The sequence below is a fragment of the Bradyrhizobium sp. 6(2017) genome (assembly GCF_011058295.2).
In the GTDB taxonomy this organism is placed as follows: domain Bacteria; phylum Pseudomonadota; class Alphaproteobacteria; order Rhizobiales; family Xanthobacteraceae; genus Bradyrhizobium; species Bradyrhizobium septentrionale.
This window is the reverse complement of sequence record NZ_CP049289.2, coordinates 9,628,163-9,652,634: the sequence shown is the minus strand read 5'-3', so window position 1 is coordinate 9,652,634 and position 24,472 is coordinate 9,628,163. Positions and strand designations below refer to the sequence as shown.

The 24,472-nt window shown below is 64.7% G+C and carries 22 protein-coding genes and 1 tRNA gene; 16 read left to right on the top strand and 7 right to left on the bottom strand.

Annotated elements, in window-relative coordinates:
* Window positions 1–16: 16 nt before the first annotated feature.
* Window positions 17–214 carry a hypothetical protein gene (locus G6P99_RS45875; RefSeq protein WP_156928457.1) on the top strand — a complete coding sequence of 66 codons (198 nt, stop codon included), beginning with the start codon at window positions 17–19 and terminating at the stop codon, window positions 212–214.
* Between the two features lie 54 nt (window positions 215–268).
* On the opposite strand, the gene G6P99_RS45870 is transcribed toward G6P99_RS45875, so the two are convergent.
* From G6P99_RS45870 to G6P99_RS45860, 3 genes are all read right to left on the bottom strand, one after another.
* On the bottom strand, window positions 269–1,366 hold the full coding sequence (locus tag G6P99_RS45870) for a helix-turn-helix transcriptional regulator (protein WP_029079652.1): 1,098 nt from the start codon (window positions 1,364–1,366) through the stop codon (window positions 269–271).
* 221 nt (window positions 1,367–1,587) lie between these two features.
* A complete protein-coding gene (locus G6P99_RS45865; protein ID WP_029079653.1) occupies window positions 1,588–2,670 on the bottom strand; it encodes a zinc-binding dehydrogenase in 1,083 nt (360 codons plus the stop codon).
* A gap of 10 nt (window positions 2,671–2,680) precedes the next feature.
* Window positions 2,681–3,328: a TetR/AcrR family transcriptional regulator gene (locus tag G6P99_RS45860; protein ID WP_029079654.1), complete on the bottom strand. Its 648-nt coding sequence runs from the start codon at window positions 3,326–3,328 to the stop codon at window positions 2,681–2,683.
* 84 nt (window positions 3,329–3,412) lie between these two features.
* Between G6P99_RS45860 and G6P99_RS45855 the strand changes: the two genes are divergently transcribed.
* Window positions 3,413–4,918 carry a flavin-containing monooxygenase gene (locus tag G6P99_RS45855; protein WP_029079655.1) on the top strand — a complete coding sequence of 502 codons (1,506 nt, stop codon included), beginning with the start codon at window positions 3,413–3,415 and terminating at the stop codon, window positions 4,916–4,918.
* Between the two features lie 24 nt (window positions 4,919–4,942).
* Here G6P99_RS45855 and G6P99_RS45850 read toward each other — a convergent pair whose 3' ends face one another.
* On the bottom strand, window positions 4,943–5,851 hold the full coding sequence (locus tag G6P99_RS45850) for a LysR family transcriptional regulator (RefSeq protein ID WP_029079656.1): 909 nt from the start codon (window positions 5,849–5,851) through the stop codon (window positions 4,943–4,945).
* A gap of 125 nt (window positions 5,852–5,976) precedes the next feature.
* Here G6P99_RS45850 and G6P99_RS45845 point away from each other — a divergent pair, with 125 nt between their 5' ends.
* The 7 genes from G6P99_RS45845 to G6P99_RS45815 all read left to right on the top strand — a co-directional run bounded on the left by G6P99_RS45845 (window position 5,977) and on the right by G6P99_RS45815 (window position 11,872).
* Window positions 5,977–6,846: an MBL fold metallo-hydrolase gene (locus G6P99_RS45845; protein WP_051346104.1), complete on the top strand. Its 870-nt coding sequence runs from the start codon at window positions 5,977–5,979 to the stop codon at window positions 6,844–6,846.
* Between the two features lie 36 nt (window positions 6,847–6,882).
* Window positions 6,883–7,881: an alpha/beta hydrolase gene (locus G6P99_RS45840; RefSeq protein ID WP_029079658.1), complete on the top strand. Its 999-nt coding sequence runs from the start codon at window positions 6,883–6,885 to the stop codon at window positions 7,879–7,881.
* Between the two features lie 96 nt (window positions 7,882–7,977).
* A tRNA-Arg gene (locus G6P99_RS45835) sits at window positions 7,978–8,054 on the top strand.
* Window positions 8,055–8,302: 248 nt separating this feature from the next.
* Complete coding sequence (locus G6P99_RS45830) at window positions 8,303–8,620, top strand: DUF485 domain-containing protein (protein ID WP_029083179.1); 318 nt, start codon at window positions 8,303–8,305, stop codon at window positions 8,618–8,620.
* Window positions 8,617–10,314, top strand: coding sequence for a cation/acetate symporter ActP (gene actP / locus G6P99_RS45825; protein WP_165126817.1), 1,698 nt, complete (start codon window positions 8,617–8,619; stop codon window positions 10,312–10,314). The genes G6P99_RS45830 and actP overlap by 4 nt, the downstream gene beginning before the upstream one ends.
* A gap of 43 nt (window positions 10,315–10,357) precedes the next feature.
* Window positions 10,358–11,707: a fumarylacetoacetase gene (gene fahA / locus G6P99_RS45820; protein ID WP_035977560.1), complete on the top strand. Its 1,350-nt coding sequence runs from the start codon at window positions 10,358–10,360 to the stop codon at window positions 11,705–11,707.
* Between the two features lie 12 nt (window positions 11,708–11,719).
* Window positions 11,720–11,872: a hypothetical protein gene (locus G6P99_RS45815; RefSeq protein WP_156928786.1), complete on the top strand. Its 153-nt coding sequence runs from the start codon at window positions 11,720–11,722 to the stop codon at window positions 11,870–11,872.
* Window positions 11,873–11,887: 15 nt separating this feature from the next.
* On the opposite strand, the gene G6P99_RS45810 is transcribed toward G6P99_RS45815, so the two are convergent.
* Window positions 11,888–12,949: an AraC family transcriptional regulator gene (locus tag G6P99_RS45810; protein ID WP_029083181.1), complete on the bottom strand. Its 1,062-nt coding sequence runs from the start codon at window positions 12,947–12,949 to the stop codon at window positions 11,888–11,890.
* A 243-nt stretch (window positions 12,950–13,192) separates the two neighbouring features.
* Here G6P99_RS45810 and G6P99_RS45805 point away from each other — a divergent pair, with 243 nt between their 5' ends.
* The 5 genes from G6P99_RS45805 (at window position 13,193) to G6P99_RS45785 (ending at window position 18,916) form a co-directional block, all read left to right on the top strand.
* The gene (locus G6P99_RS45805; RefSeq protein WP_029083182.1) at window positions 13,193–13,960 is read left to right on the top strand and encodes an enoyl-CoA hydratase/isomerase family protein; all 768 of its coding nucleotides are present in this window, start codon (window positions 13,193–13,195) and stop codon (window positions 13,958–13,960) included.
* A 2-nt stretch (window positions 13,961–13,962) separates the two neighbouring features.
* A complete protein-coding gene (locus G6P99_RS45800; protein ID WP_029083183.1) occupies window positions 13,963–15,174 on the top strand; it encodes a CaiB/BaiF CoA transferase family protein in 1,212 nt (403 codons plus the stop codon).
* A 294-nt stretch (window positions 15,175–15,468) separates the two neighbouring features.
* Window positions 15,469–16,782: a UbiA family prenyltransferase gene (locus G6P99_RS45795; RefSeq protein ID WP_245284800.1), complete on the top strand. Its 1,314-nt coding sequence runs from the start codon at window positions 15,469–15,471 to the stop codon at window positions 16,780–16,782.
* Between the two features lie 2 nt (window positions 16,783–16,784).
* Window positions 16,785–18,170 (top strand): FAD-binding oxidoreductase, encoded by a 1,386-nt coding sequence (locus G6P99_RS45790; RefSeq protein WP_165126815.1) that lies wholly within the window; start codon window positions 16,785–16,787, stop codon window positions 18,168–18,170.
* The gene (locus tag G6P99_RS45785) at window positions 18,170–18,916 is read left to right on the top strand and encodes an SDR family oxidoreductase (protein WP_029083186.1); all 747 of its coding nucleotides are present in this window, start codon (window positions 18,170–18,172) and stop codon (window positions 18,914–18,916) included. The genes G6P99_RS45790 and G6P99_RS45785 overlap by 1 nt, the downstream gene beginning before the upstream one ends.
* On the opposite strand, the gene G6P99_RS45780 is transcribed toward G6P99_RS45785, so the two are convergent.
* Window positions 18,897–20,150: a glycosyltransferase family 87 protein gene (locus G6P99_RS45780; protein WP_165126813.1), complete on the bottom strand. Its 1,254-nt coding sequence runs from the start codon at window positions 20,148–20,150 to the stop codon at window positions 18,897–18,899. The two genes, G6P99_RS45785 and G6P99_RS45780, sit on opposite strands and share 20 nt — an antisense overlap.
* 198 nt (window positions 20,151–20,348) lie before the next feature.
* Between G6P99_RS45780 and G6P99_RS45775 the strand changes: the two genes are divergently transcribed.
* On the top strand, window positions 20,349–21,188 hold the full coding sequence (locus G6P99_RS45775; RefSeq protein WP_084518590.1) for a tetratricopeptide repeat protein: 840 nt from the start codon (window positions 20,349–20,351) through the stop codon (window positions 21,186–21,188).
* Between the two features lie 589 nt (window positions 21,189–21,777).
* On the opposite strand, the gene G6P99_RS45770 is transcribed toward G6P99_RS45775, so the two are convergent.
* Window positions 21,778–22,470, bottom strand: a complete 693-nt coding sequence (locus G6P99_RS45770) for a hypothetical protein (protein WP_035977574.1) — start codon at window positions 22,468–22,470, stop codon at window positions 21,778–21,780.
* Window positions 22,471–22,813: 343 nt separating this feature from the next.
* Between G6P99_RS45770 and G6P99_RS45765 the strand changes: the two genes are divergently transcribed.
* Window positions 22,814–24,337, top strand: coding sequence for an aspartate ammonia-lyase (locus tag G6P99_RS45765; protein WP_084518589.1), 1,524 nt, complete (start codon window positions 22,814–22,816; stop codon window positions 24,335–24,337).
* The last annotated feature ends 135 nt before the right edge of the window (window positions 24,338–24,472 follow it).

Sequence of the window (24,472 nt, the reverse complement as noted above, 5' to 3'; positions counted from 1 at the left end):
GGAAGCGGCGACCAGAATGGCGACAGCCAACGTCGATGATCGTGACGGCATCACGGACATTGCAAGCAAAACCCGAACCAGACAGGGTGAGCGGATTGTCGTCATTTTAACGATGCTTGTCACCCCGGAACCCGACGATTTCCCTGCTCTTTTAAGCTGCACTCCAGTCGCTTGGTCGAGCGGAATAAGCGGCGCACGCCATTGGAATATTTGAGCAATTTCTTATCTCACGGCGCGCAGGAGATTGGAACAATTCGACTTGAATCGTTCACTTCACACGGTGCAGCAATGCGACGAGTTCCGCCTGCCGATGCGTGCCGGTCTTCTGGAAGATCGTCTTGAGCTGATTGCGTGCAGTGGCCACGGCAACACCGGCCTCCTGTGCGGCAGTTTCGACCGAATCCCCGCGGGCAAGCCGCGCGGCGAGGCGCGCCTGTGCCGGCGTCAGTTCGAAAGTCGCCGCCAGCAATGCCTGGTCGAACGCGGGGTTGCCTTCGAGATCGCGGATCAGCAGGAGCGCGCGCGCTCCCAGGAACGGCGAGCGCGCGGCGGGAGGCACCGGCTGCATCTGGATCACAAGCGGCCGCTTGTCGATCCTTCGCACCACGATCGGCGATGACGGTAATGGATGCAGGTCCGAGCTGTGCGCCAGTTGATCGATCAGCCGGGTCAGATCGGCATTGGCCTGCCGGTCGAGCAGAGTGAGGCGATTGTTACGGATCGCGAGGTCGTGGCCGAGGCAGGCTTCCGCCTGGCCGTTCATGCCGATGATGGCGCCGTAGCGGCCGACGGCAATCGCGGCGACCTGGATCAGGTCGAGCGCGCCGGTGATGCCCGACAACGCGGAGCGGCCGACGACGGCGGAGAGCGTCGCGGCTTCCGTGAGCCGCGCTGACATTCTCGACAGCGCCTTGACCTCGTCGGCGTCGAACAGGCCTTCCTTGGGCGCGCGCTGGATGGTCAGTGCCCACAACGCCGGGCCTGAGTGGAAGCCGATCGCGGCAAACCATTTCAGCCCGAACTCGCCGAGCGTGGCGTAGAGCGGATCGCGCAGCATCTCGGTTTCGGAGTCGAACAGGTCCGCATCGGTGATGACAGCGACGCCGGCGTGCATCAGCGGCACGCCGCGCGCCGCGCGAATGTCGGTGAGATGAAAATTCTGCGGGAAGTAGGTCTTGGTAAAATAGTCGGTGATCGATTGCGTGCGCGGAATGTCTTCGGTGCGGATATCGCTCTGAAGCATCGCAGCCCCGGTCGCGCCAACGGCGGCGCAGACCTCGTCCATGAAGGACGGCCAGGTCGCGGGATCGAGAACCACGTCGCCAAGGCGCGCGGTCACGTCGTCCAGCCGGTGCACGTCGACCAAAGGCTCAGCTCCGCCCGATTTTCTTTGTTTCACAGGACGAAACAGGTCGGACCCTGCTTGCGCCCGGTACCATGCATAAGAAAGCCCAGGCTGCTGAATATGCAAGTTAAATCAGCGACGCAGCGGGGCGGACGCGGCGAAAACCCCGGCGAAACATGATCGAAAATCGGCGGATCCGGCCGGTTTGGCCGTTCCGGCTCGATAGCGCGCGAAGCCCCGGCTCAGCGATCGGGCTGGATGATGATCTTGGTGTGACGCTCGGGATTGGCGAGATCGCTGAACGCCTGCGCCACCCCGTCGAGGCCGATCGTGGCGTTCACCATCGCTGCGGCGTCGATCTTGCCCTCGGCGATCAGATGCAGCGCCAGCGCGTATTCTTCCGGCGTATAGGCGTAGACATATTGCAGCGACAATTCCTTGAGCACCCCGAGCAGCGGCTCGGAGGTGTCGCTCTCCATGCAGACGCCGACCACGACGATGCGCCCATCGCGCGGCGCGCCCTCGAACAGCTGCTGCAACAAGCCCGGAATGCCGACGCATTCGAAGATCAGGCTGGGCTTGAGCGGCGGCAGGAAGGCCTGGAACGGCGGCCGCGCCGCCTTCTGCTCCGGCGACATCTCGGCGTGCTGCGCCCAGGCCGTGAACGGCTGGGTCTCGGCCGGGTTGACCACGACGTCGGCGCCCATCTTCTCCGCGAGTGCGCGCCGCGCCGGCGAATAGTCCGAAGCGACGATCGGATGCAGGCCGCGCAGCTTCAGGGCGGCGATCACCGCCAGCCCAACCGGCCCGCAGCCGATCACGAGCGGCACCTCATCGCCGCGGATACCTGCCTTCGCCACCGCGTGGATGCCGACCGCGAGCGGCTCGGTCAGCGTGGCGTGCTCGGCGGCGAGGCCGTTCGGCACCTCGATCATCAAGGGCTCGGTCAGCAGCATCCGCTCGGCATAGCCGCCGGCGATATCGTTGGAATAGCCGATGCCCTGCGGCCCGCTCGCGCCGAGCAGAACCGGCACCGAGCAGACCCGCGTGCCAGGCTTGAACCGCCTTTGGGTCGCCGGACCGTAGTCGAGCACTTCGCAGCAGAATTCGTGGCCGAACACGACGTCGCGCGACAGGTCCATCGGCTTGCGGCCGGGAAAATGCTTCATCAGCTTCGCGGTGTGTCCGGCATGCTTGCGCGCGTGCAGGTCGGAGCCGCAGATGCCGCAGGCCAGCGTTTTGACCAGCACCTGGCCGGCGGCCGGCACAGGATCGGGGATATTGTCGGTGACGATGTTTCCGTTCCTGAACACGGCTGCGCGCACGGCTCGTCTCCTACGATGAAATTGTGTGGCTGTTGGCCTCGGTCAGCGCCACCCGGCAGAAGCTCGCCGCGATCGCGACGACGTCCTCGACCGCTTGCGGATATTGCTTCGAGACCCAGCGCAGCGCGATCGAGATGACCGCGCCGACCATGCCGTTCGAGAGCAGCGTCGCCATTGCGGCCTTGTCGCCGCGTTTCGGATCGAGCGTCGGCGGCACCAGGATGTCGCTGAAGACCCGCAAGGCATCGAGCTTGACGGCATCGACCGCCGGACTGATGCCGGAAATCTCCAGCAGGAAGACCCGCGCCGGTTTCGGATGCTGCTTCAGCCGGGTGAAATACAGCGTCAGCGCGGCGCGCAATCTTGGCTCGGGATCGTCGCCGGCGGCTGCGGCGGCAGCAATCATCTCCTCGTGCAAATGGCCGACGACATGATTGTAGGCTGCGATCAGCAGCGCTTCGCTGTTGGCGAAGGATTCGTAGAAATAGCGCTCGGTCAGCTCGGCTGCCTCGCAGATCGCCTTCACGGTTGCGACGCGGTACCCGACTTCGCCATACACCTCGATCGCCGCGTCGATCAGCCTGAGCCGCCGCTCGGCGCGGCGTTCCTCGGCGTCCATACCGCCGTAGAGGCGGGCTTTCCGGCTGCTGCTTGCCATGAAAGCCTATTGACATGAGCCATTGTCAGATGTCAAGGTATCTGACAATACGGATTGTCAATACTGCCACCGGAGGGTCAGGGCATGTCCGCGCATTTCGACGTGTTGATTGTGGGCGCGGGGCTCTCGGGCATCGGCGCCGGCTACCATTTGCAGACCAATTGCCCGGACCGCAGCTACGCCATTCTTGAAGGCCGCGACTGCATCGGCGGCACCTGGGACCTGTTCCGCTATCCCGGCATCCGTTCCGACTCCGACATGTACACGCTCGGCTATTCGTTCCGGCCGTGGACCGAGCCGAAGGCGATCGCCGACGGCCCGTCTATCCTGAACTACGTGCGCGAGACCGCGCGCATGTACGGCATCGACAAGAAGATCCGCTTCAATCACCGCGTCATCAGTGCGGACTGGTCGTCAGCCGACTCGCAATGGACGGTCGAGGTCGAGCGCGGGCCGGAGAAGACGATCGAGCGTCTCACCTGCAACTTCCTGTTCATGTGCAGCGGCTACTACAAATATGAACACGGCTACACGCCCGACTTCCCCGGCATCGCCGATTTCGCCGGCCGCGTCGTCCATCCGCAGCAGTGGACCGACGACATCGACTATGCCGGCAAGAAGGTGGTGGTGATCGGCAGCGGCGCGACTGCGGTGACGCTGGTGCCGGAAATGGCCAAGACCGCCGCCCATGTCACGATGCTGCAGCGTTCGCCGACCTATGTCGTGGCGCGGCCGGACGAGGACAAGGTCGCAAATTGGCTGCGGGCACGGTTGCCGGCCAAGGTCGCCTACGGCCTCACGCGCTGGAAGAACGTGCTGTTCGGCATGTATTTCTACCGGCTCTGCAAGCGCGATCCGGAGCGCGTGAAGAAGCTGATCCTCGGCGGCGTGCGCCACGCGCTCGGCCCCGATTACGACGTCGCCACCCATTTCACGCCGAGCTACAATCCGTGGGACCAGCGGCTTTGCCTGGTGCCGAACGGCGATCTCTTTCAATCGCTGCGCAGCGGCGGCTCGTCCGTCGTCACCGACCAGATCGAGACCTTCACGCCCGGCGGCATCAAGCTCAAGAGCGGCAATGTGCTCGACGCCGACGTCGTGGTGACCGCGACCGGCCTCGATCTGCAGGTGCTCGGCGGGCTCGAGATCAATGTCGACGGCGCGCCCGTCGATCTGTCGAAGACCATGAACTACAAGGGGCTGATGTACTCGGGCGTGCCGAATCTCGCCGCCGCCTTCGGCTACACCAACGCGTCCTGGACGCTGAAATGCGACCTGACCTGCGAATATGTCTGCCGCATGCTCAACCACATGAAGGCGAACGGCTACGCGCAAGTCACGCCGCGGCGGAACGACCCTGATGTCACCGAACTGCCCTGGGTGGATTTTTCCTCCGGCTATATCCAGCGCGCTGCCGCCCGCTTCCCCAAGCAGGGCTCGCGCCGGCCGTGGCGGCTCTACCAGAACTATGCGCTCGACATCGTGACGCTGCGCTTCGGTTCGCTGAAGGATGAGGCGATCGAGTTTCTGCCGACGCGCCGGACCGGCGCGGCGGATCAGGCCGCGAACCCGGCGAGACAGGTGGCGTAGGACGCGGATCACCGACGTCGCGCGCTAATCCTCCGCACAGTTTGTAAGCAGATCCCGCAGCCAGACATGGCCGGGATCGTTGTCGAAGCGTGCGTGCCAGGTCGCGTAGAGCGAGAAATGCCCGGCGTCGAACGGCAGCGTGATGGCGGTGAGCACATTGGAATAACGCGCGAGGAACCGTGCCGGCAGCGTGCAGACCAAGTCGGTCGACTGCAGGATGACAGGCACGACGCTGTAATACTGCACGGAGACCCCGACGCGCCGGGTCAGGCCTCGTGCCGCAAGGATATCGTCGACGAAGCCGCGAAAGCCGCCGCCATCTCCGGAGACGATGACGTGTTCGAGCGATGCATATTCCTTGAGCGACGGCCGACGTGAGCCCCGCGGATGCGCCTTGCGCTGTGCCATCATGAAGCGTTCTTTCAGCAGCGGCTTGTGCGGCATCCCGTTCGGCAGCGCGTTCTTCGAAACCAGTGCGATATCGATCTCGCCGGCTTCGAGCTGGCTCGCAAGCCGTGCCGGGTCGACGGCGCGAAACGCCAGCCGCGTGGTCGCGGCGCCGCTGCGGCGCATCCGCTGCACCAGCCGCCCGCCCAGCATGGCGCTGGCATTGTCGTTGGCGCCGATCGAGAAGGTCCGCTCCGAACTCTTAGGCTCGAACACCGGCGGCGTGCGTACCACGTCGTCGAGCCGCCGCAGTGCGTCGCGCAGCGGCTCCCGCAGCTTGATGGCGCAGGGCGTCAGCACCATGCCCTTGCCCGATGCTGCCGGTGTCAGCAGCTGATCGCCAAACACGTCGCGGAGCCGCGCCAGTTGCGCGGAGAGCGCGGGCTGGCTGAGGCCAAGCCGCGCCGCCGCGCGGGTCACGTTGCGCTCGTCGAGCATCACGCTGAGCGAGACCAGCAATGGCAGCGTGTGCGCGTTCATATCCATGCAGATTATGCCTGCTATCCGATCTATCGATTTGAATTATCCCATGCCGCGGGGCATTGAGGCAACAAGGTTCGGCGCCCGGCGATCTCGGGCAGCGAACTGCGGTGCAAGGAGGGATGCAGGCCATGAGCTGCCATTCGATCGGTGACGTGATGGTCCGGCGGGTGACCGAACAATGCGGCGCCGGATTTGCCCCGCACTTCCTGTTCCCGGACTGGGACCCGCGCGTGCTCGACGAGCACAAGGCGCTGATGATTCCCGACTGCCTCAACGTGACGGAAGGGCGATTCATTGCCAGCGTGCACAGCTGGGTGCTGCAAACCCGGCACCACACCATCCTGATCGATTGCTGCGCCGGCAATCACAAGAACCGGCCCGGCCTGCCGCGTTTCCACCAACTGGACTTGCCGTTCCTGCAGCGGCTGGCCGAGGCCGGCGTCTCGCCTGACGCCGTCGATTACGTCATGTGCACGCATCTTCATGTCGATCATTGCGGCTGGAATACCCGGCTGGTGGATGGCCGGTGGGTGCCGACCTTTCCCAATGCGCGATATTTGTTCTCGAAGGCCGAATACGATCATTGGCGCGGTCCGGCGGGGCGTGAAGGGTTCAATGCCGGTGTCTATGAGGATAGCGTGCTGCCGGTGGTCGCGAGCGGGCAGGCCGAGATCGTCGATGGCGAAAGCGAGGTCGGCGATGGCCTCACCTTTCACCCGACGCCGGGCCACAGCGTCGGTCATGTGGCGATCAGGCTTGCCAATGCCGGCCAGTCCGGATTGTTTAGTGGCGATATCATGCATCAGCCGCTGCAGGTGTTTCGGCCCGACTGGAACAGCGCCTTCTGCGAGGACCCGGTGCGTGCGCGCGAATCCCGCCGCTGGCTGCTGGAGCAGGCGGCGGAAAGCGGCGCCACGGTGTTCACCGCGCATTTTGCCGCCTCGTCGGCCGGCCGCGTCACGCGCCGCGGCGACCGGTTCGACTGGCGCTTTGCGTGACGCCGGCGAGGCCAGAAGAACACGGACGACGGCGATATGAATTTGCCTGACATCGTGACCGAAGAGATGATGGTGCCGAGCGATACCGACGGCATCAGCCTGTTCGTGCGCAACAAGCGCCGCGCCGATCTGGCCCGGTTCACGCCCGGCAACACGATCCTGTTCGTGGCGGGGTCGACCTATCCGGCCTCGACCTCGTTCGACCTGAGGCTCGATGGTGTGTCCTGGATGGATCACCTCGCCGCGCGGGGGCACGACGTCTACCTCGTCGACGTCAGGGGCTACGGCAGTTCGACGCGTCCGCCGGAGATGGCGCTGCCTGCGAGCATCAATGTGCCGATCGTGCGGACGCCGGTGGCCGTTCGCGACGTCGGCAGCGTGGTTGCCTTCATCCGCGCACGGCGCAATCTGGCGAAGATCAACCTGATCGGCTGGTCATGGGGCACGACATTGATGTCGCGCTACACCAATGAGAACCCCGATGCGGTCGCCAGGCTTATCCTGATCGCGCCGCAATGGCTGCGTGACACGCCGAGTCTCGCCGACGCCCGCGGCCCGCTCGGGGCCTTCCGCATCGTCGATCGGTCCGCCGCAAAGGACCGTTGGCTGAACGGGGTCCCTGCGGACAAGAGGCAGGCGCTGCTGCCGGATCACTGGTTCGACGCCTGGGCCGATGCGACGTTTGCCTGCGGCCAGGCCGGACCGGGCCCGTCGCAATTGATGGCGCCGAACGGCACGGTGATCGACAGCCGGGAGTTTTGGGCCGCGGGCAAGCCGCTCTACGATCCGGCGCGGCTCACCGTGCCGGTCCTGATCGTCCACGGCGAATGGGATCGCGACTGTCCGCTCGAGATGTCGCGCGCCGTGTTCGGCCAATTGACCGCCGCGCCCTACCGGCGCTGGGTCGAGATCGGCGAGGCCACCCATTCCCTGTTCCTGGAAAGCAATCGCTGGCAGGTGTTTGGCGCGGTCGACCAGTTCCTCGAGCAAAGCCCGCCGGATCGGCTGTCACATGAGCGAAATCAGTTCTTTTGATCGAAGACCGCATCGGACGCGCGCTTCGGAGGCTTCCGATGGGCCTCCGCCTCTGCTATGGGATGGCCACGCCCGCGTGTTTCGCCGCGGGTTCGCGGTCCCGTAGCTCAGCCGGATAGAGCGACGGTTTCCTAAACCGTAGGTCGGAAGTTCGAGTCTTCCCGGGATCGCCAAACAACGTGTCAGCGCCGAGAGCTGGCGCGTCGGCAAGCCGTTCCATCGAATCATCCTGGCAACGCCCGAGATTGCGGCGTGGCATGAAATCACGCGGAGTTTGGCAGGATATCACCTTGCCCGAGGCGGCCCGGATTCCGATGCTCGGAACATAACGAGGGAGACGCCTCCGGAGCCTTGATCTTCTGCTGCGCACCGCGCGCAGGCGGGGAGCGGCAGTCCGCAATGTCTCCGAGGGAGGAGCCGGATGTCGCAACTGACCCGTGATCGGACGCAGCAGATTCTTGCCGATGCAGCGTTCAAGGAGCTTGTCTCAAGACGCGCCAGGCTGCGATGGAGCCTGTCCATCCTGACGCTGGTGATGTTCTTCGGCTTCATCGCGCTGATTTCGACGGTGAGAGCCGCGCTTGGCGCGAGCATCGCGGGAAGTGCCATGCCGCTGGGCTTCGCGCTCGCGCTAGCCATGGTCGCGGCGGTCGTGATTTTCACGGGCATCTATGTGCAGCGGTCGAATGCGCGGTTCGACGAGCTCACTCGCATTGTCAACCGGGAGCTTGGCCGATGATCTTCAGATGTTTGCTGGCCGCAGCATTGATCGCGGCCGTTCCGTTCGCGGCGATGGCACAAAGCGCCTCTGTGACGGGCGGGCGTGGAACCGACTGGATCGCGATCGGGATGTTCGCCCTGATCGTCGCTATCACGCTCGTCATCACCTACCGTTCGGCAGGCAGCACGCGCTCGAAGGCCGGCTTCTATACCGCCGGACATTCGATCACGCCGCTGCAGAACGGGCTGGCGACCGCCGGCGATTTTCTGTCGGCGGCCGCATTTCTCGGCATCTCGGCGCTGGTCTACGCCAACGGATTCGATGGCTTCATTTATGCGCTCGGATTTCTCACGGGTTGGCCGATCGTGCTGTTCCTGATGTCGGAACGCATGCGCAACCTGGGAAGCTACACGTTCGCGGATGCGGCGGCGTTTCGTCTCGACCGCACGTCCGTCCGGCTCGTCGCCGCGACCGGCAGCCTCGTCGTCGTCCTGTTCTATCTGATCGCGCAACTGATCGGGGCGGGCAAGGTGATCCAGCTCCTGTTCGGTATCGACTACATCCTGGCAGTCGTCGGCGTCGGCGTTCTGATGATGCTCTACGTCATCGTCGGCGGCATGCAGGCGACCACGTGGGTTCAGATCACGAAGGCGGTGCTCTTGATCTGCGGCGGAACACTGCTCGCGCTTGCCGCGTTGTGGCATTTCGATTTCAGCCTCGGGCGGCTGCTCGAGGCTGCAAGCCGGATCCATCCCAAGGGGGCTGCGATCCTTGCGCCTGGCGGATTGTTTGCCGAACCGGTCTCGGCGATCTCTCTCGGACTGGCGCTGGTGTTCGGCACGGCCGGCCTGCCGCACATCCTGATGCGGTTCTTTACCGTGAAAGATGCTGCGGCTGCCCGCAAATCCGTGTTCTATGCGACGACCTGTGTGGCGTATTTCTGCTGGGTGATTCCTGTGCTGGGATTTGCCGCCGCGGCGATCCTGATGGCGGATCCCAGTTATTTCAACGTCGCGGCATCCGGCCAGTTCAACAAGATCGTCGATCTGATTGGCGGACCGAACATGGCGTCGATCCACCTCGCCCATGCGATGGGTGGCCCGGTCCTGCTCGGCTTCATTTCCGCGGTCGCCTTTGCAACCATTCTTGCGGTCGTCGCCGGACTGACGCTCGCCGGTGCCTCGGCCGTCAGTCACGACATCTATGGCCAGGTGATGTGCGGTGGAAAAGCGCCGGAGGCGCGCGAGGTTCTGATCTCGAAGATCGCCGCGATGGCAATCGGCGTCGCTGCGGTTCTTCTGGCCTATGTCTTCGAGAACCAGAACGTTGCGTTCATGGCGGGACTCGCGCTGTCGGTTGCCGCAAGCTGCAATTTCCCGGTGCTTGTCATGGCAATGTTCTGGCGCGGCACGACGACGCGCGGCGCCGTCGCCGGCGGTCTCGCCGGGCTGGCCGCATCGGTCATCCTCGTCGTGCTGAGCAAGACGGTCTGGGTTGCCGTCGTGGGCTTTCCATCGGCGCTGTTCCCTTACGATAATCCCGCGCTGTTCTCGATGCCGCTCGCTTTCCTGTTCGTGTGGCTGTTCTCGGTGACGGATCGTAGCGCGCGTGCGTCGCGCGAACGCGAGGCGTTCGCAGCGCAATTCATCCAGTCCGAGATCGGAAGAGCTCTGGCCGTTGAACGCCCCGGCCTTGCAGCGGCAGCCTCATGAAATCCGGCGCAGACTGCACTGACCGCGGAGCCTGGAAGACAGCATGACCAATCTGCTCGACGAGACGCACGATCCGGCACGGCGAAGCTTTGTCGAGACTGCAAACGGCAACGAGACCGACTTCCCGATTCAGAATCTGCCGCTCGGCATTTTTTCCACCGCGGCCGAGCCGCAGCCGAGGGTAGGTACGGCGATCGGGGATAGCGTGTTCGACCTGAAGCGGGCACTCGGTTCGGACGAGCATCTTGGGCAGCCGATCCGGCGGGCTTTGCAGGACAGCACACTCAATGCGTTGTTCTCGCTCGGACCGGCCGCGACGCGGGCGGTGCGGCGCCGCGCGGCGGAACTGCTCGGCCAGGGCAGCGCGGCCAACGTGATCAGGCGTCGTGCCTCGGATGTGCTGACGCCGATGGCCGACGTGACCCTCCATCTACCGACGCGGGTGTCGAACTACACGGATTTCTATGCCGGCATCTATCACGCGCAGGCGGCCGGTGCGCTGCTGACGCCGGAAAATCCGCTTCCCGCGAACTACAAATGGGTCCCGATCGCCTATCACGGCCGGGCATCGTCCGTGCAGGTCGGGCGGGGCGCGGTACGACGGCCGCTCGGACAGCGTCCGCCCGCCACGGCCGGCGGAGCGCCGACGTTCGGGCCCTGCGAGCGACTGGATTTCGAGCTCGAGATGGGCTTCTACCTCGCCGCCGGAAACCAGCTCGGATGGCCGGTCCCGATCTCCGAGGCTTCGCAGCAGATCATCGGTTATTCGCTCCTCAATGACTGGTCCGCACGCGATATCCAGCGCTGGGAGATGTTTCCGCTAGGACCGTTCCTGAGCAAGAGCTTTGCCACGTCGGTCTCGCCTTGGGTCGTCACATCAGATGCGCTGGCTCCGTTCCGCCTCCCGGCGCTGGCGCGCCCGCAGACCGATCCGCGTCCGCTCGATTACCTGTTCGATATGCCCGACCAGTCCCATGGCGGGCTCGATGTTCATCTTGAGGTGCTGCTCTCGACTGCGCAGATGCGCGCCGCGAACCAGCCCGCCGCAGCGATCCTCACCTCCAACGCCAAATACCTGTACTGGACGCCGGCGCAGATGGTGGCGCACCACTCGATCAACGGCTGCAACCTGCAGCCGGGCGATCTGATCGGCACCGGCACCATTTCGGGACCAAGCCCGGTGCAGCTTTCGAGCATGCTCGAGTTCACGGCCGCAGGGACGCAACCGGCAATGCTTTCGAATGGCGAGAGCCGCGGCTTCCTGCAGGATGGCGACGAGATAATCCTGCGCGGCAAATGCGTGAGGGACGGCTATGCCAGCATCGGGTTCGGATCGTGCGCCGGCAGGATCGAGCCGGCTGAGGCCGTCATCGCCGCAAGCAAGCAAGCTTGATGGAGGGCTGTCATGGAATGTCAATCTTTGCTCTTTGGCGCCTACCTGTCGGCTTCTCCAATCGATCCGGACGAGGTCCGCTTCGGACAGCTTCTGGCGCTGGTGGTCGGACTGTCCCTGTTGCTGATCGTGCGCTTGGCATTAATGCTGGTCGGGGCGTTCTAGCGCGACCACCATGCATTAGGTTTGCTCCCGCTGCTCCGGATGGCGAAAATCCGAAGGCGAGCGGTTGGTCCATTTCTTGAAGGCCTTTCGAAAACTGGTCGCGTCGGCAAAGCCCACGCGCTCAGCGACCTGATCGATTGCCAGATGGGTGTTCTCAAGCAGCTCGGTCGCCACCGACCGCCGCATCCCATCGACGATTGTTTGGTAGGACTGGCCGTCTTCCGCCAGCCTGCGGTGAAAGGTCCGCAACGAGAGCCCGAGCTGGGCAGCAATCTCCGGTGCGGCCGGAAACCGGTTGGGACTGTTGAGGCACGCGGCGCGAATCCGCCTGGCAAGCTCGGATTCGCCGGGACGCTCGGTCATCACGACGTCGCAGAGCTGCTGGCAGATCTTGGCAGTGATCGGATTTGCGTTCGGGCACGGCAGATCGAGAACCTTGGCGTCGAAGTGCCACTCCATGCGATCGGCAGCAAAGTCGATCGGGCAGTTGAACATCCGTTCGTAGTTGCGCCAATGCACAGGCGGCGCGAACGGAAAGATCATCCGCTTGGTCGGGAAGGGTGCTTCAAGCACGCGGCTGAACACCGCCGTCATCGAGCTGCGCCAGAATTCCGCGGCAAATGGCAAGAGCTCGCCGAGCGGATCGAGCCCATGGCTGCGCAGGATGGCGGTGGTGCCGTGCTCGATCCGGAAGCTGATCTGTCGCACGGCAGGCCCGGCCATGGTGATGTGATCGAGCGAGAACAACAGCGCCTCGCCAAATGTCCGGCTCGACACCAGCGCATAGCCGTAGATGCCGTAATCGCTGATGCGCTGCCGCGCGCCGGCGAGCAGTCCGATGTCGGATCGTTTCGCCAGCCTGATGGCGTTGCGATAGATCGCCAGCCGTTGGCGATGCGAGATGCGCGCGTGCGGATCTTCCAACTGCGTGGCATCGAGACCGGTGCGCGCGAACAGTTCGCGAACCGAGACACCCTGCGCCGCGAGCTCAGCGGCTAACGCACCGAGGCCGAGCAGGCTCTGCGTCGGTGCATCGGGATCGCTCGAGATCGGCATCACGATCTTGATCGGCTTCATGGCTTCCTCCGCGTCCACCTGGCACAGTTTGACAGGCGGATGAATCGGCTCTTCCGGCCGCTTGGCAATTTTCGACATCATAATTGGCAGAGCTTGACGTTGTCACGCTTGTTATGACGAGTGACATTCAAACCGTTGAGAACGGCGGGAACTGTGCAAAGCAGCCCGCGATGAGGAAACGCCAGCCGGCCGCGTTCTGCGGCTGAAGCCGGCTGTTGGCCCAGGATCGAGCGAGGGAACGGCATGACGATTGTAACTCACGAGATCGACGGCAAGGTCGGCGTGGTGACGCTGGCCAAACCGCCGCATAATCTGCTCGACGATCAACTCATCAATGCAGTGGTCGGCGCCTACCACGCGGTGGTCGCGGCCGGCTGCCGCGCCATCCTGCTGCGCAGCGCGATGCGGCATTTCTGCGCCGGTGCGGAGATGGCGTCCTGGGGAACGGGCACCAAGCTGCATACCGATCAGGCCGGGCTCGAAAAGGTCTGGCGCAGCCTCGAGGATGTGCCGGTGCCCACGGTCGCCGCCGTCAACGGCGGCGCGCTCGGCGGTGGCCTCGAACTCGCGTTGACCTGCGACATGATCGTCGCTGCCGACACCGCCTTCTTCGGCCAGGTCGAGGTGGCGGTCGGCTTGCTGCCGCTGCTCGGCGGTACCCAGCGGATTGCGCAGCGCGCCGGGATCGCGCGCGCCAAGGAGATCTCGATGCTCGGCCGGCGGCACACGCCCCAGACATTCGAGCGCTGGAACATCATCAATCTCGTCGTCCCGGAAGCGGAGCTTGCAGCGTCGTCGATGATCCTGGCCCGGCAACTCGCCGCGGGCCCGACCAAGGTCATCAACGGCATCAAGATGCAGGCGAACCTCGAGGCGCGCGGCGGCATCGCCGCCGCCGATGCGCGGCAGGTCGAGATCAACGACATGATCTGGCAGGCCAAGGACCGTCAGCGCGGTGCCGATGCCTTCTTTGCATCCGGTCCCGCAACCGCCGTCTTCGAGGGAGACTGACGATGTCCGCTGCACCGCTGCAGGGCCTGCGGGTGGTCGATTTCACCCGCGTGCTGGCCGGCCCGCATTGCACCAAGGCGCTGCGCGACCTCGGCGCCGAGGTCACCAAGATCGAGCCGCCATCCGGCGATATCGGCCGCGCCGGGCTGCCTTTTGTGAACGGCATGGGTCTGTATTTCGTGCAACAGAATGCCGGGAAGCGAAATCTCAGCATCGATCTGAATTACGCCGAGGCGCGCGAGATCGTCGCCAGCCTGTGCCGCGACGCCGATGTCATCGTCGAAAATTTTCGGCCCGGCACCCTGGCGCGGTTCGGCTTCGGCTATGACGACGTCCGCGCGTTTAACCCCGGCGTCATCTACGTGTCGCTCAGCGGCTACGGGCAGTCCACTTCCTGGCGAAACCGTCCGGCCTTCGCACCGACGGTGCAGGCCGAGACCGGCCTCACCTCAATCGTGCAGGATCATTTCGGCGCGGCATTGTCCGAACCGCGCGGCGATTCCTGCAGTCATGCTGATGTCTATACCGGACTGCAGGGCGTGATTGCCGTGCTCGCCGCGCTCCAGCATCGCAACCGGACCGGCGAAGGCCAGCATGTCGACGTGTCGATGGCCGCGACCATGCTGTCGGTCAACGAGCGCGCCGGCGCGATGCTGTCGGAGGTCGACACCGACGGTGAGCCGATCGCGCTCTCGGCCAACGAATCCCACATCTTTGAAATGTCCGACGGCACGCGGTTGACGATAGCCGCCAGCCCGATCTATTCGCCGATGTTCACGCGCTACTGCGCGATGATGCGGCGAAGCGATCTGCTGGCCGATCCGCGCTACGCCACCGCCAGGCTGCGCAGGGAAAACCTCGCAAGTCTGCTCGCCGAAATTCGTGCCTGGCTCACGACATTCGAAAACCTCGAGCAATTGCAGGCGCAGGTGAGCGAGGCGGGGCTTGCGGTCGGGCAGGTGAGAACCGTCAACGAATTCGCAAGCTCCGACTGGGTCAAGGAGTGGAATGCGGTGGTCGAGGTCGACGACCGCGCCGGCGGGCTGGTGCGCATGCCGGGCAACCCCTGGATCTTCAGCGGCTCGGAGCTGCCGTCCCCCGGCGTGCCCGCCTATCAGGGCGAGCATAATGAAGCCATCCTCGATGAGCTCGACGTCCCGTCCGAAACCGTCCGGGATCTGCAGCAGCGTGGCATCCTGCTCAGCCGCCGATAAGCGTTTCGGGCTGTCGTCCCGAAGCCGTCCGCGGGCCGCTGGCCGGCCGCCGTTTCGTCGCGGCCGGGAATTGGCCGCGAAGCCGCCCTGGCCGCGCCTGCCATTCCGCGCCCAAGTTCACCCGACAAGTTCACCCGGCGTTAGGGAAAGCCCGGGACAATGGGGAGGGGGCACCGGAACACCGCGCGCATGCGAGCTAGTTTTCCAGAATGGGTTGAGCAGGGCGATCGCGACGCCCTCCGCGATCCGTTGCCGTCAAGGAGCCGGCCGCTCGTTGTCGATGTCGACGAAGTCATGATCGGGGAAAGCTCTTTCCCGGCGGATTTCCCGTCCGGGATTGCCGGCCGCTTTCGCGCCATCGCTGCGGCGATTGCCACCGCCTTCGAACCGGAAGCGCGATCGGCGCATGTCGCCGGTGCCTCTCGCTTCGATCCGTCCCGCGCGCAATTCGACCGCGACACTGTGACGTTCCTGTTGCAGGTCTTGGGCGAAGGCCGCCCGGTCTATCTTTGCTCGGAAACTTACCCCGAGCCGTTCGTCAGCGCGGTTGCCGAGCATCTCGGCGTCTTCACCGCCTGGGCGGCCGCGCCGGGAAGCCAGTCGCCGGCCGCACAGAGCAACGACTTTCCTTCCGCGCTCCGTCAAGGTTTCGACTACATCGGCAGCGCGACGGCCGCACTGCCCGATTTCGCGTCGCCCGTGGCGCGCCCCGCCGCATCCGAGCCGGCCGCACCTCCGCGCGCCGATGTGCGCAGCTGGCTGAAGCTGTTCAGGGTGCATCAATACGCCAAGAACGCCCTCGTGCTGGTGCCGCTGTTGACCGCACACAAATTCGCGCTGGGGTCGGCCGCGACGTCGCTGCTCGCCGTGATCGCATTCTCGCTCTGTGCATCGAGCGCCTACATCCTGAACGACCTTCTCGACATCACGGCCGATCGTGCGCATCCGAGCAAGCGCAACCGTCCGATCGCAAGCGGCGCCATCACGGCGTCGCAGGCCGTCCGCGCGATGGCCCTGGCGCTAACAGCCGCATTCGCGATCGCCATGCCGATATCGATCGAGTTCGGTGGCGTCCTGCTCGGCTATTTTGCGCTGACCGCGTCCTATTCGCTCTGGCTCAAGCGCATCGCGACCGTCGATGTCGTCGTGCTTGCCACGCTCTACACCGTGCGCGTGATCGGCGGCGCGGTCGCGATCGACGTGCCGATGTCGGAATGGCTGCTTGCGTTCTCGCTGTTCATCTTCATGTCGCTGGCGCTGGTGAAGCGCTACACCGAGCTCGCCAGCCAGCCGGACGGCGCCGTGCTGGCGGCGCGCGGCTACCAGATCGAAGACAAGGCGATGGTCGCGATCCTTGCGGCTGCGTCGGGCTTCAACGCCGTCGTGATCTTCACGCTCTACATCTCGTCCGATACGGTTCGCGCGATGTACAGCCATCCGCAACTGCTTTGGGTCGGCTGCCCGATCTTGATGTACTGGATCGGCCGCGTGATGTTGTTCGCGCAGCGAGGCTTGATCGATGACGATCCGGTGATGTTCGCGCTGCGGGATCGTGCCAGCTGGGTCGCCCTCGGCGCGATCGGCGTCATCATGCTCGCCGCCATCTAGCGATGTCGGCGGTTGCCTTGCCAGAACGTGTGAGTGCGGCCTCCGATCCCAGCGGGATCCGTCTCTCCGGTTGGGGCAACTATCCCAAAGTGTCGACCGAGCTGCTGGCGCCGCGGACGCAAGCCGGCGCGCGTGACTATCTGCTTGCGCGCTCCGGCGTCGTGGCGCGCGGGGCGGGGCGCGCCTATGGCGATGCCGCGATCGGCACGCAGTCCACGATTTCGTCGCGCGGCCTGAACCGGATGCGGAGCTTCGATGCCGCCACCGCCCAATTGACCGTCGAAGCCGGCGTGACCATCGCCGACATCCTCGCCGCGTTCGAACCGCGCGGCTTTTTCTTAAAGGTCGTGCCCGGCACGAAATTCGTGACGGTGGGAGGCGCGATCGCCGCCGACGTGCACGGCAAGAACCATCATCGCGACGGCGGCTTCGGTTCTATCGTCGATTCCTTCCGCCTCGCGCTGCCGGACGGCGAGATCGTTAGCTGCTCACGGTCGGAGAACGCCGCATTGTTCGTGGCGACGCTGGGCGGCATGGGCCTGACCGGCGTGATGCTCGATGCGACGCTGCGGCTGCTCCCGATCGAGACCGCCTGGCTGCGGCAGGACACCCGCGTCGCCGGCCATCTCGATGCGGCGATCGATCAGTTGGAAAGCAGCGCATCGGCTACCTATTCGGTGGCGTGGATCGACTGCCTTGCGCGCGGCGCGGCGCTCGGACGGTCGCTGGTCTATCTCGCCGAGCACGCCACGCGCCGCGACAAGGATATGCTGGGACCCGATCTGGCGCCTTTCCCCAGCCCGCGCATTCAGCGGCTATCGGTGCCGGAGCTGTTTCCCGGATGGCTGCTCAATCGCGCGTCGATGCGGGCGTTCAACGAGCTGTACTTCCGCCGCGGCGCGGCGCGTCAGGGCGGGCCGCGGCTGGTCCATTGGGATCCCTATTTCTTTCCGCTCGATGCGATCGCCGACTGGAACAGGATCTACGGCCGGCGCGGCTTCGTGCAATATCAATGCGTGATCCCACTCGACCGCGCGCGCCGCGTCCTTGCCGAAATCCTGGACCGCGTATCGCGGCGCGGCGATGCGTCGTTCCTGGCCGTGCTCAAGCAGCTTGGCGATGGCGGAGGGCCGATGTCGTTTCCGCTTCGCGGCTATACGCTAACGATGGACTTTCCTGTGACCGATACGCTGTTCGCATTTCTCGACCAGCTTGACGCGCTGGTGGTCGATGCCGGCGGCCGGCTGTACCTCGCCAAGGACGCGCGGCAATCGCGCGCGACATTCGAATCCGGATATCCCGGCCTCGCGGCCCTGCGGGACATCCGGCGGCAGACCGGGGCGAATACGCGCCTCGCGTCGCATCTCTCAGCACGGCTTGGAATTTGATGACCGACACAAAATCAGTTCTGGTGATTGGCGGCAGCTCGGACATCGGGCACGCGACCGCGCTGCGCTATGCCAAAGAGGGATGGCGCGTGATGCTGGCGGCTCGCGATGTCGAGGCTGCCGAGCGCAACGCGGACGACATCAGGACGCGAAGCGGCGTCGAAACGTCGGTTCAGGCGCTGGACGTCTTGCAGACCGGGCAGCTTGCCGGCTTTGTCGCCGGCCTTCCTGTGCTGCCGGATACCGTCGTCTGTGTCGTCGGCGAGCTCGGCGACCAGACGCGCGCCCAGGCCGATCCGGAGCTTGCGACGACGATCATGCGCACGAATTTCGAGGCGCCCAGCCTGCTGCTCGAACGGTTCGCGCAAGCGTTCGAGACGCGCGGCTCGGGCACCATCGTCGGGGTCAGCTCGGTTGCGGGCGATCGCGGGCGGGCGTCGAACTACTACTACGGCGCGGCCAAGGCGGGCTTCTCGCAATTCCTGTCCGGCCTGCGCAATCGTCTGGCGCTCGCCGGCAAGGTCCGCGTCGTCACCGTCAAGCCCGGATTCGTGCGCACCAGGATGACGGCGCATATGAAATTGCCGGCTCCCCTTACCGTGCAACCGGATCGGGTTGCCGAGGATATCTTCCGGGCCGATGTCACGAAGCCGCGTGACGTGATCTATGTGGCCAGGCGATTCCGGCTGGTGATGGCCGTAATCTGCGCGCTGCCGGAGCCGATTTTCAAACGGATGCGCATCTGACACCGGCCTCGCTGATCGCTTCCGTTCTTGAACCGCGCAGCAGCACAATTCCGACAGTCAGCGCGATCAGCGGAACCATCGCGAAGCCGCCGATCGAGAGCACGTCGAGCCAGTCTGCGCCCTGGTGGGAGGTCGCCATTTGCGTCGCCTGCAGGTAGCCGGCCGCCCCGATCGGGACAGCCAAGGCGTAAATGATCCCCCGTTCCCACTCCCGCGCGCTCGCCAGCAGCGCCGGCAGCAACAGCGCCAGGCCGACGCTGAAGACCAGGAAATCGTAGTCGTAGGCATAAGGGCTGATGCAGACCGAAACGATTGCGGTGAGGCCGAGGCTCTCGCGTGCGGGCATCGTGCGGTAGACCGCAATCAGGACGACGGCGAGCGCCAGCACCGCGACGATGCCCTGGGCGACAAACGATCCCGACGCCGACAACCCCGCCGTTCGCAACGCCGCATAGATCGAGATCATGCGATGCATCGGATAGTTGCCTTGCTCCAGGAACACCGACGAATCGCGCACGCTCTGCAGGAACGCACTCCAGATCTCGAGGCCGAACACCGCAGTGCAGATCGCTGAGCTGATCAGCACGACGGCGGCCGCCGTCATCACGACGATCCAGGAGCGCCGCAGGATGGCGTAGACCGCAAACGCGATGGCGAGATGCGGCTTGATGATCATCAGACCAAGCGCCGCGCCGGCGACGACTGGCCGCTCTTCAAAGAACAGGCAGACCATTCCGATCAGCGCGGCCGTGAGCAAGCCGTTCTGCCCGCAGGCCAACGTGATCCCGATCGTCGGAAAGAAGACGATCAGCACGAGCACGAACTGGCTTCCGGCAAGGCGACGCAGCACGGCGAGGTAAAGCGCCAATGTCGAGCCCGCGAACAACAGATAGGCGATCCCGATCGGGATCAGCGCAAACGGCGCGAGCAACAGGCCAAATTGCGGCGGATAGGTCCACGACATGAAGCCGTTGTGGCCGCCCGAGGCCTCCCGCTGGATGACGATGAGCTTCGCGAACCGATAGGCCTGGTCCATGTCGCCGAGCCACACCAGCTTTGCCGTGATGTAGAAGGCGGCAAAGTCGACAAGTTCGCGGCCATGCCCCAGCCCCACCTGCCACAACCACACCGCCTTCAGGACGATGGCGATGGCCAGCAACGCGAGGATTCCACGTGTGTAGGCGGTTCGCTTCGACGCGGTCGACTGAATTGTTTCGAGGGTTGTAGCGAACATCAAGCCGGGCCCTGTTACGGCAATTCAGGCTAGATTGAATAGGTTAAGCAGTCGAAAAACCGGACGGAACCGGGTGGTGCCAAGGTGCCCTGTTCGACTGGCGCGCGCGAGGGCCGTAGCGCTTCTCACGCAACTTTCGCTGGACGCTCCGTCGGCGCCAATGGTAACGGCTGAGATCACCATTTGATCGCGGGCCGCATGCCGAAACCTCCGCCTCCTTCCGCCAATCGCGGGCCCGGCCCATCCCCGGTTCTGCAACGCGCCGTGGTCGCGTTGCAGATGGGGCAGGTCGTCGAAGCCGAGCGGCTGGCGGCGGAGGTGTTGAAGGCAAACCGGACCGATGTCGGCGCGGCCACGATCCTGGCACGGGCGCTGATGGCCCAGAACCGCAACGAGGAGGCGATCGCGCCGCTCGAGCGAGCCGCCCGCCGCGTCGAGGATGCCGGTATCGAGACGCTGCTGGGCGTGGCGCTCGGCGCTGTCGGCCGCCGCAGCGAGGCGATCGATGTGTTGCGGCGAACCACCGCGCGGCGGCCGCCGTTCCTTCCCGCATTTCAGGAGCTGGCAGGGCAATTGTCCGCGGCCGGTCGCATCGACCAGGCGGTTGCCGTGATCGAAAGCGCGATCGCTCTCGCGCCTGGGACCCTCGAGTTGCAGATACTGCTCGCGCAGCTGCTGCCCGATTGCAATCAGCGCAACCGAGCGCGCGAGATTCTGGAGAAGCTGCGCATTGTGGCGCCGGGGCATCCCGCTATCCTGCCCGCGCTCGCGCGTGTGCTGCTGCTTGATGGCGAATACGCTGGTGCGGCGGAGCTCTATCGTCAGGTGCTCACGCAGCGCCCTGACGACCCCCTGACGCGTCTTAGCTACTCCGCCTGCCTTCTGGAAATGGGCGACCGCGCCGGCGGCGAAGCCAATCTGCGTCTGGCGTTGCGCGGCCGGCCGCAAATGATCGGCCGCACGACGGCCGCGCTGACCATGTCATCGCATGGCCGCTTCTTCTTCCGTCCCAGCGGGTTTGCAAAATTTCTGAGCTAGAGCGTTTTCCAGCGAAAGCCTGTCCCGGACCTGATCCGGGATGGACGCCGGTTGGCGTGAAGAAACGCGTCAAACAGGAATCCAGAGCTTCGGTTCTGATCCAATCAGAACCGAAGCTCTAGGCGGTCCAGGCGCTGCTGTAACCAGACTGGCAGTCTGTCATCGGCCGACTGGTTTGCATTGATGAGAGCGCAGTTGGTCGGCGTCGCGTCCCTGGCCGCATGCGGCGAGCCCCTGCTACAATGTCGTCCAGGCGAAAGCCAGCACCCATTACCCCAAATCTCAATTGTTGCGCGACGCTAGGATCGCGAATCTCGTTCATCACCGAATGCGGTGGTTATGGGTCCTGGCTTTCGCCAGGACGACGATATTTGCGCGGACAGCGCAACAAACTCACTGTCGTCCCGGCGAAGGCCGGGACCCATAACCCCAAATGTAAATTGCTGCGCGATGCTGAAACGACGAGTCCCTCTTACAACAACTGCTGCGGCGTATGGGTCCCGGCCTTCGCCGGGACGACGAACGGAGGGTGCGTGCACAACTTCACCCCGCTACCGAATGCGGCTGCGACGCGGCCGTGCGGCCCGATCTACGTCCGGAACTGCCGGCGATACAGCCCAGACTCGCGGGCGATCCTCTTGGACAGTTCCTGTGCCCGCGATGTTTCATCCGGCGTCATCGCCGCGGTCCGCGGGACCCAGTTTTCGCGTTTCACCGGGAAGCATTGCGCAATCGGCGTGCCCTTGGGCAACACGCCGTTGAAATTGGTGTCGTGCCAGCGTGCCGGGAAATGAATCCAGCTGTCGTGAAACAGATCGCAATCGACCAGGCCGGTCAGTGTGGTGAAGGGCAGGTCGAACCGATTGACCGGATGCGTGAAGAACAGCGAGTAGCCCGCCGGCGCCTCGATGGTCCACAGATTGACAAACTTGATGACGAAGCGGTCGGCCTCGAACAGCGGCGAGCCGACCACCTGGCTTTCGTCGTGGAATCCGACCGGCGAGCGCGGGAATTCGAGCTCGCGCCCGGGCGGAAGGTCGTTGTCCCATGTGATCGCGCCATTCTCGACCTTGAGATCGCAGACCAGCGGCAACAGGAAACCTGACGTCATCGCATCGACGAATGGCGGGCAGCGCTTGACGGTATCCTCCTCGCGATTGCTCATCGCATTGAAGGCCTGCGTCGGCATCGCCTTGAGCCATCCGGGAAGACCCAATGACGCGGGCACCGGCGGCGGAATTTTGCCTTCGAGCTCCGCTGGACAGCGGAATTTGATGGTCATCGCTTCGTTGTTGTTGGACACGGCTTTGGCCCTTGGTTCGTTCAATGTCGGCAGCGCCCTTGCGCCAGTCGATGCTGATCTAGCACGCGATGACGCCGCGGAGAAAGCAGCCGCATCTGCCGCGGGGCGGAACGCGGTATGCAGCTATAAGCTGTTGTTATCATGACGGATAAGGCAAGTCCTCTATTTCGCGCTTCGGCGCACGCCAATGCTGCTTTTCACGCGTCGTTCCGTTCACCGGTGTGCAAGACTCTGCCGACAGGCATTGGCTTTCGATGCCTGTCGGGCGCATCATGGCCGGTGTCGCTGACGACAGGATTTGCAAGAGGTAACGGAGGGACCGATGGCCGAATCGAAGGTTGAGACCGCCAACACCGCAGGCGCCGGCGAGAGCGGCGGCGTGAGCGAGCTCGCGATCGCAACCGTCCGCACCGTGCCGATCGAGCAGGCGCAGTCTCGCACCGAGCACGATCTGCTCGGCGAGGACGATGTGCCGGCCAACGCGCTGTGGGGCATCCATACCAAGCGCGCGGTGGTGAACTTTCCGATCACCGGCGTGCCGGTCGGCCATTTCCCGGAATTCGTCCGCGCACTGGCGCTGGTGAAGCAGGCGGCCGCCCGCGCCAACAAGCGGCTCGGCTATCTCTCGCCCGAAAAGGCCGATGCGATCGATAAGGCCTGCACCCTGATCGCGACCGACAAGGTCTATGCCGAGTCTTTTGTCGTCGATGCGATCCAGGGCGGCGCCGGAACCTCGACCAACATGAATGCCAACGAGGTGGTCGCCAACGTCGCGCTGCGATTGATGGGCAAGAAGCCTGGCGATTATCACACGCTGCATCCGAACGACGACGTCAACATGGCGCAATCGACCAATGACGCCTATCCGACCGCGCTGCGGCTTGCGGTGATCTTTGCCACCCAGCCGCTGGTGCGCGCGCTGGATGATCTCGCTTATGCCTTCAAGGGCAAGGCGGTGGAATTTGCCGACGTTTTGAAGATGGGTCGCACCCAGCTCCAGGACGCGGTGCCGATGACGCTCGGCCAGGAGTTCGACGCCTTCCACGCCACCGTGAAGGAAGACGTCGCACGGCTGAACGAGATCTCCTCGCTGTTCCGCGAGGTCAATCTCGGCGCCACCGCGATCGGCACCGGGATCAATGCCGACCCGCGCTACGCCGCGCTTGCGGTCGAGGAATTGTCGCGGCTGTCCGGCCAGCCGATGGTGCTGGCCTCGAATTTGATCGAGGCGACGTCCGACCTCGGCGCCTTCGTGCTGTTTTCGGGCGTACTCAAGCGCGTCGCGGTCAAGGTGTCGAAGATCTGCAACGACCTTCGCCTGCTGTCGTCGGGGCCGCGCACCGGCATCGGCGAGATCCGTCTGCCGGCGGTGCAGGCCGGCTCATCGATCATGCCCGGCAAGGTCAACCCGGTGATCCCCGAGGTGGTCAACCAGGTCGCTTTCCTCGTGATCGGGCACGATCTCACGGTGACGATGTGCGCCGAAGGCGGCCAGCTCCAGCTCAACGCGTTCGAGCCGACCATCGGCTACTGCGTGCTAAGCTCGCTGCGGATGCTGACCGCGGCGATCGATACGCTGACCAAGCGCTGCGTCGACGGCATCGAGGCCGATCGCGAGCGCTGCCGCAGCCTGGTGCAGGGCTCGATCGGCCTGATCACGGCGCTGGCGCCGGCGCTTGGCTATGAGGCCTCATCGCGCGTGGCGCGCCGTGCGCTGAAGGAGAACCGCTCGGTCGCCGACATCGTGCTGGAGGAAAAGCTCCTGACCGAGGCGCAGCTCAACGAGTTGCTCGAGCTCGAAGCCATGACCCGCCCGGCGCGCCGGCAGCCGGTACCCAAGAGTTGAGGTGAGATGCGAAGATCCATAAGCCGGAAGCACGGAGCCGCCACTCGTCATGCCCGGGCTTGTCCCGGGCATCCTCGCCTTCAATGCTCCCTCGACGAAAGACGTGGATGGCCGGGCACAGGCGAGCGGAAGCGA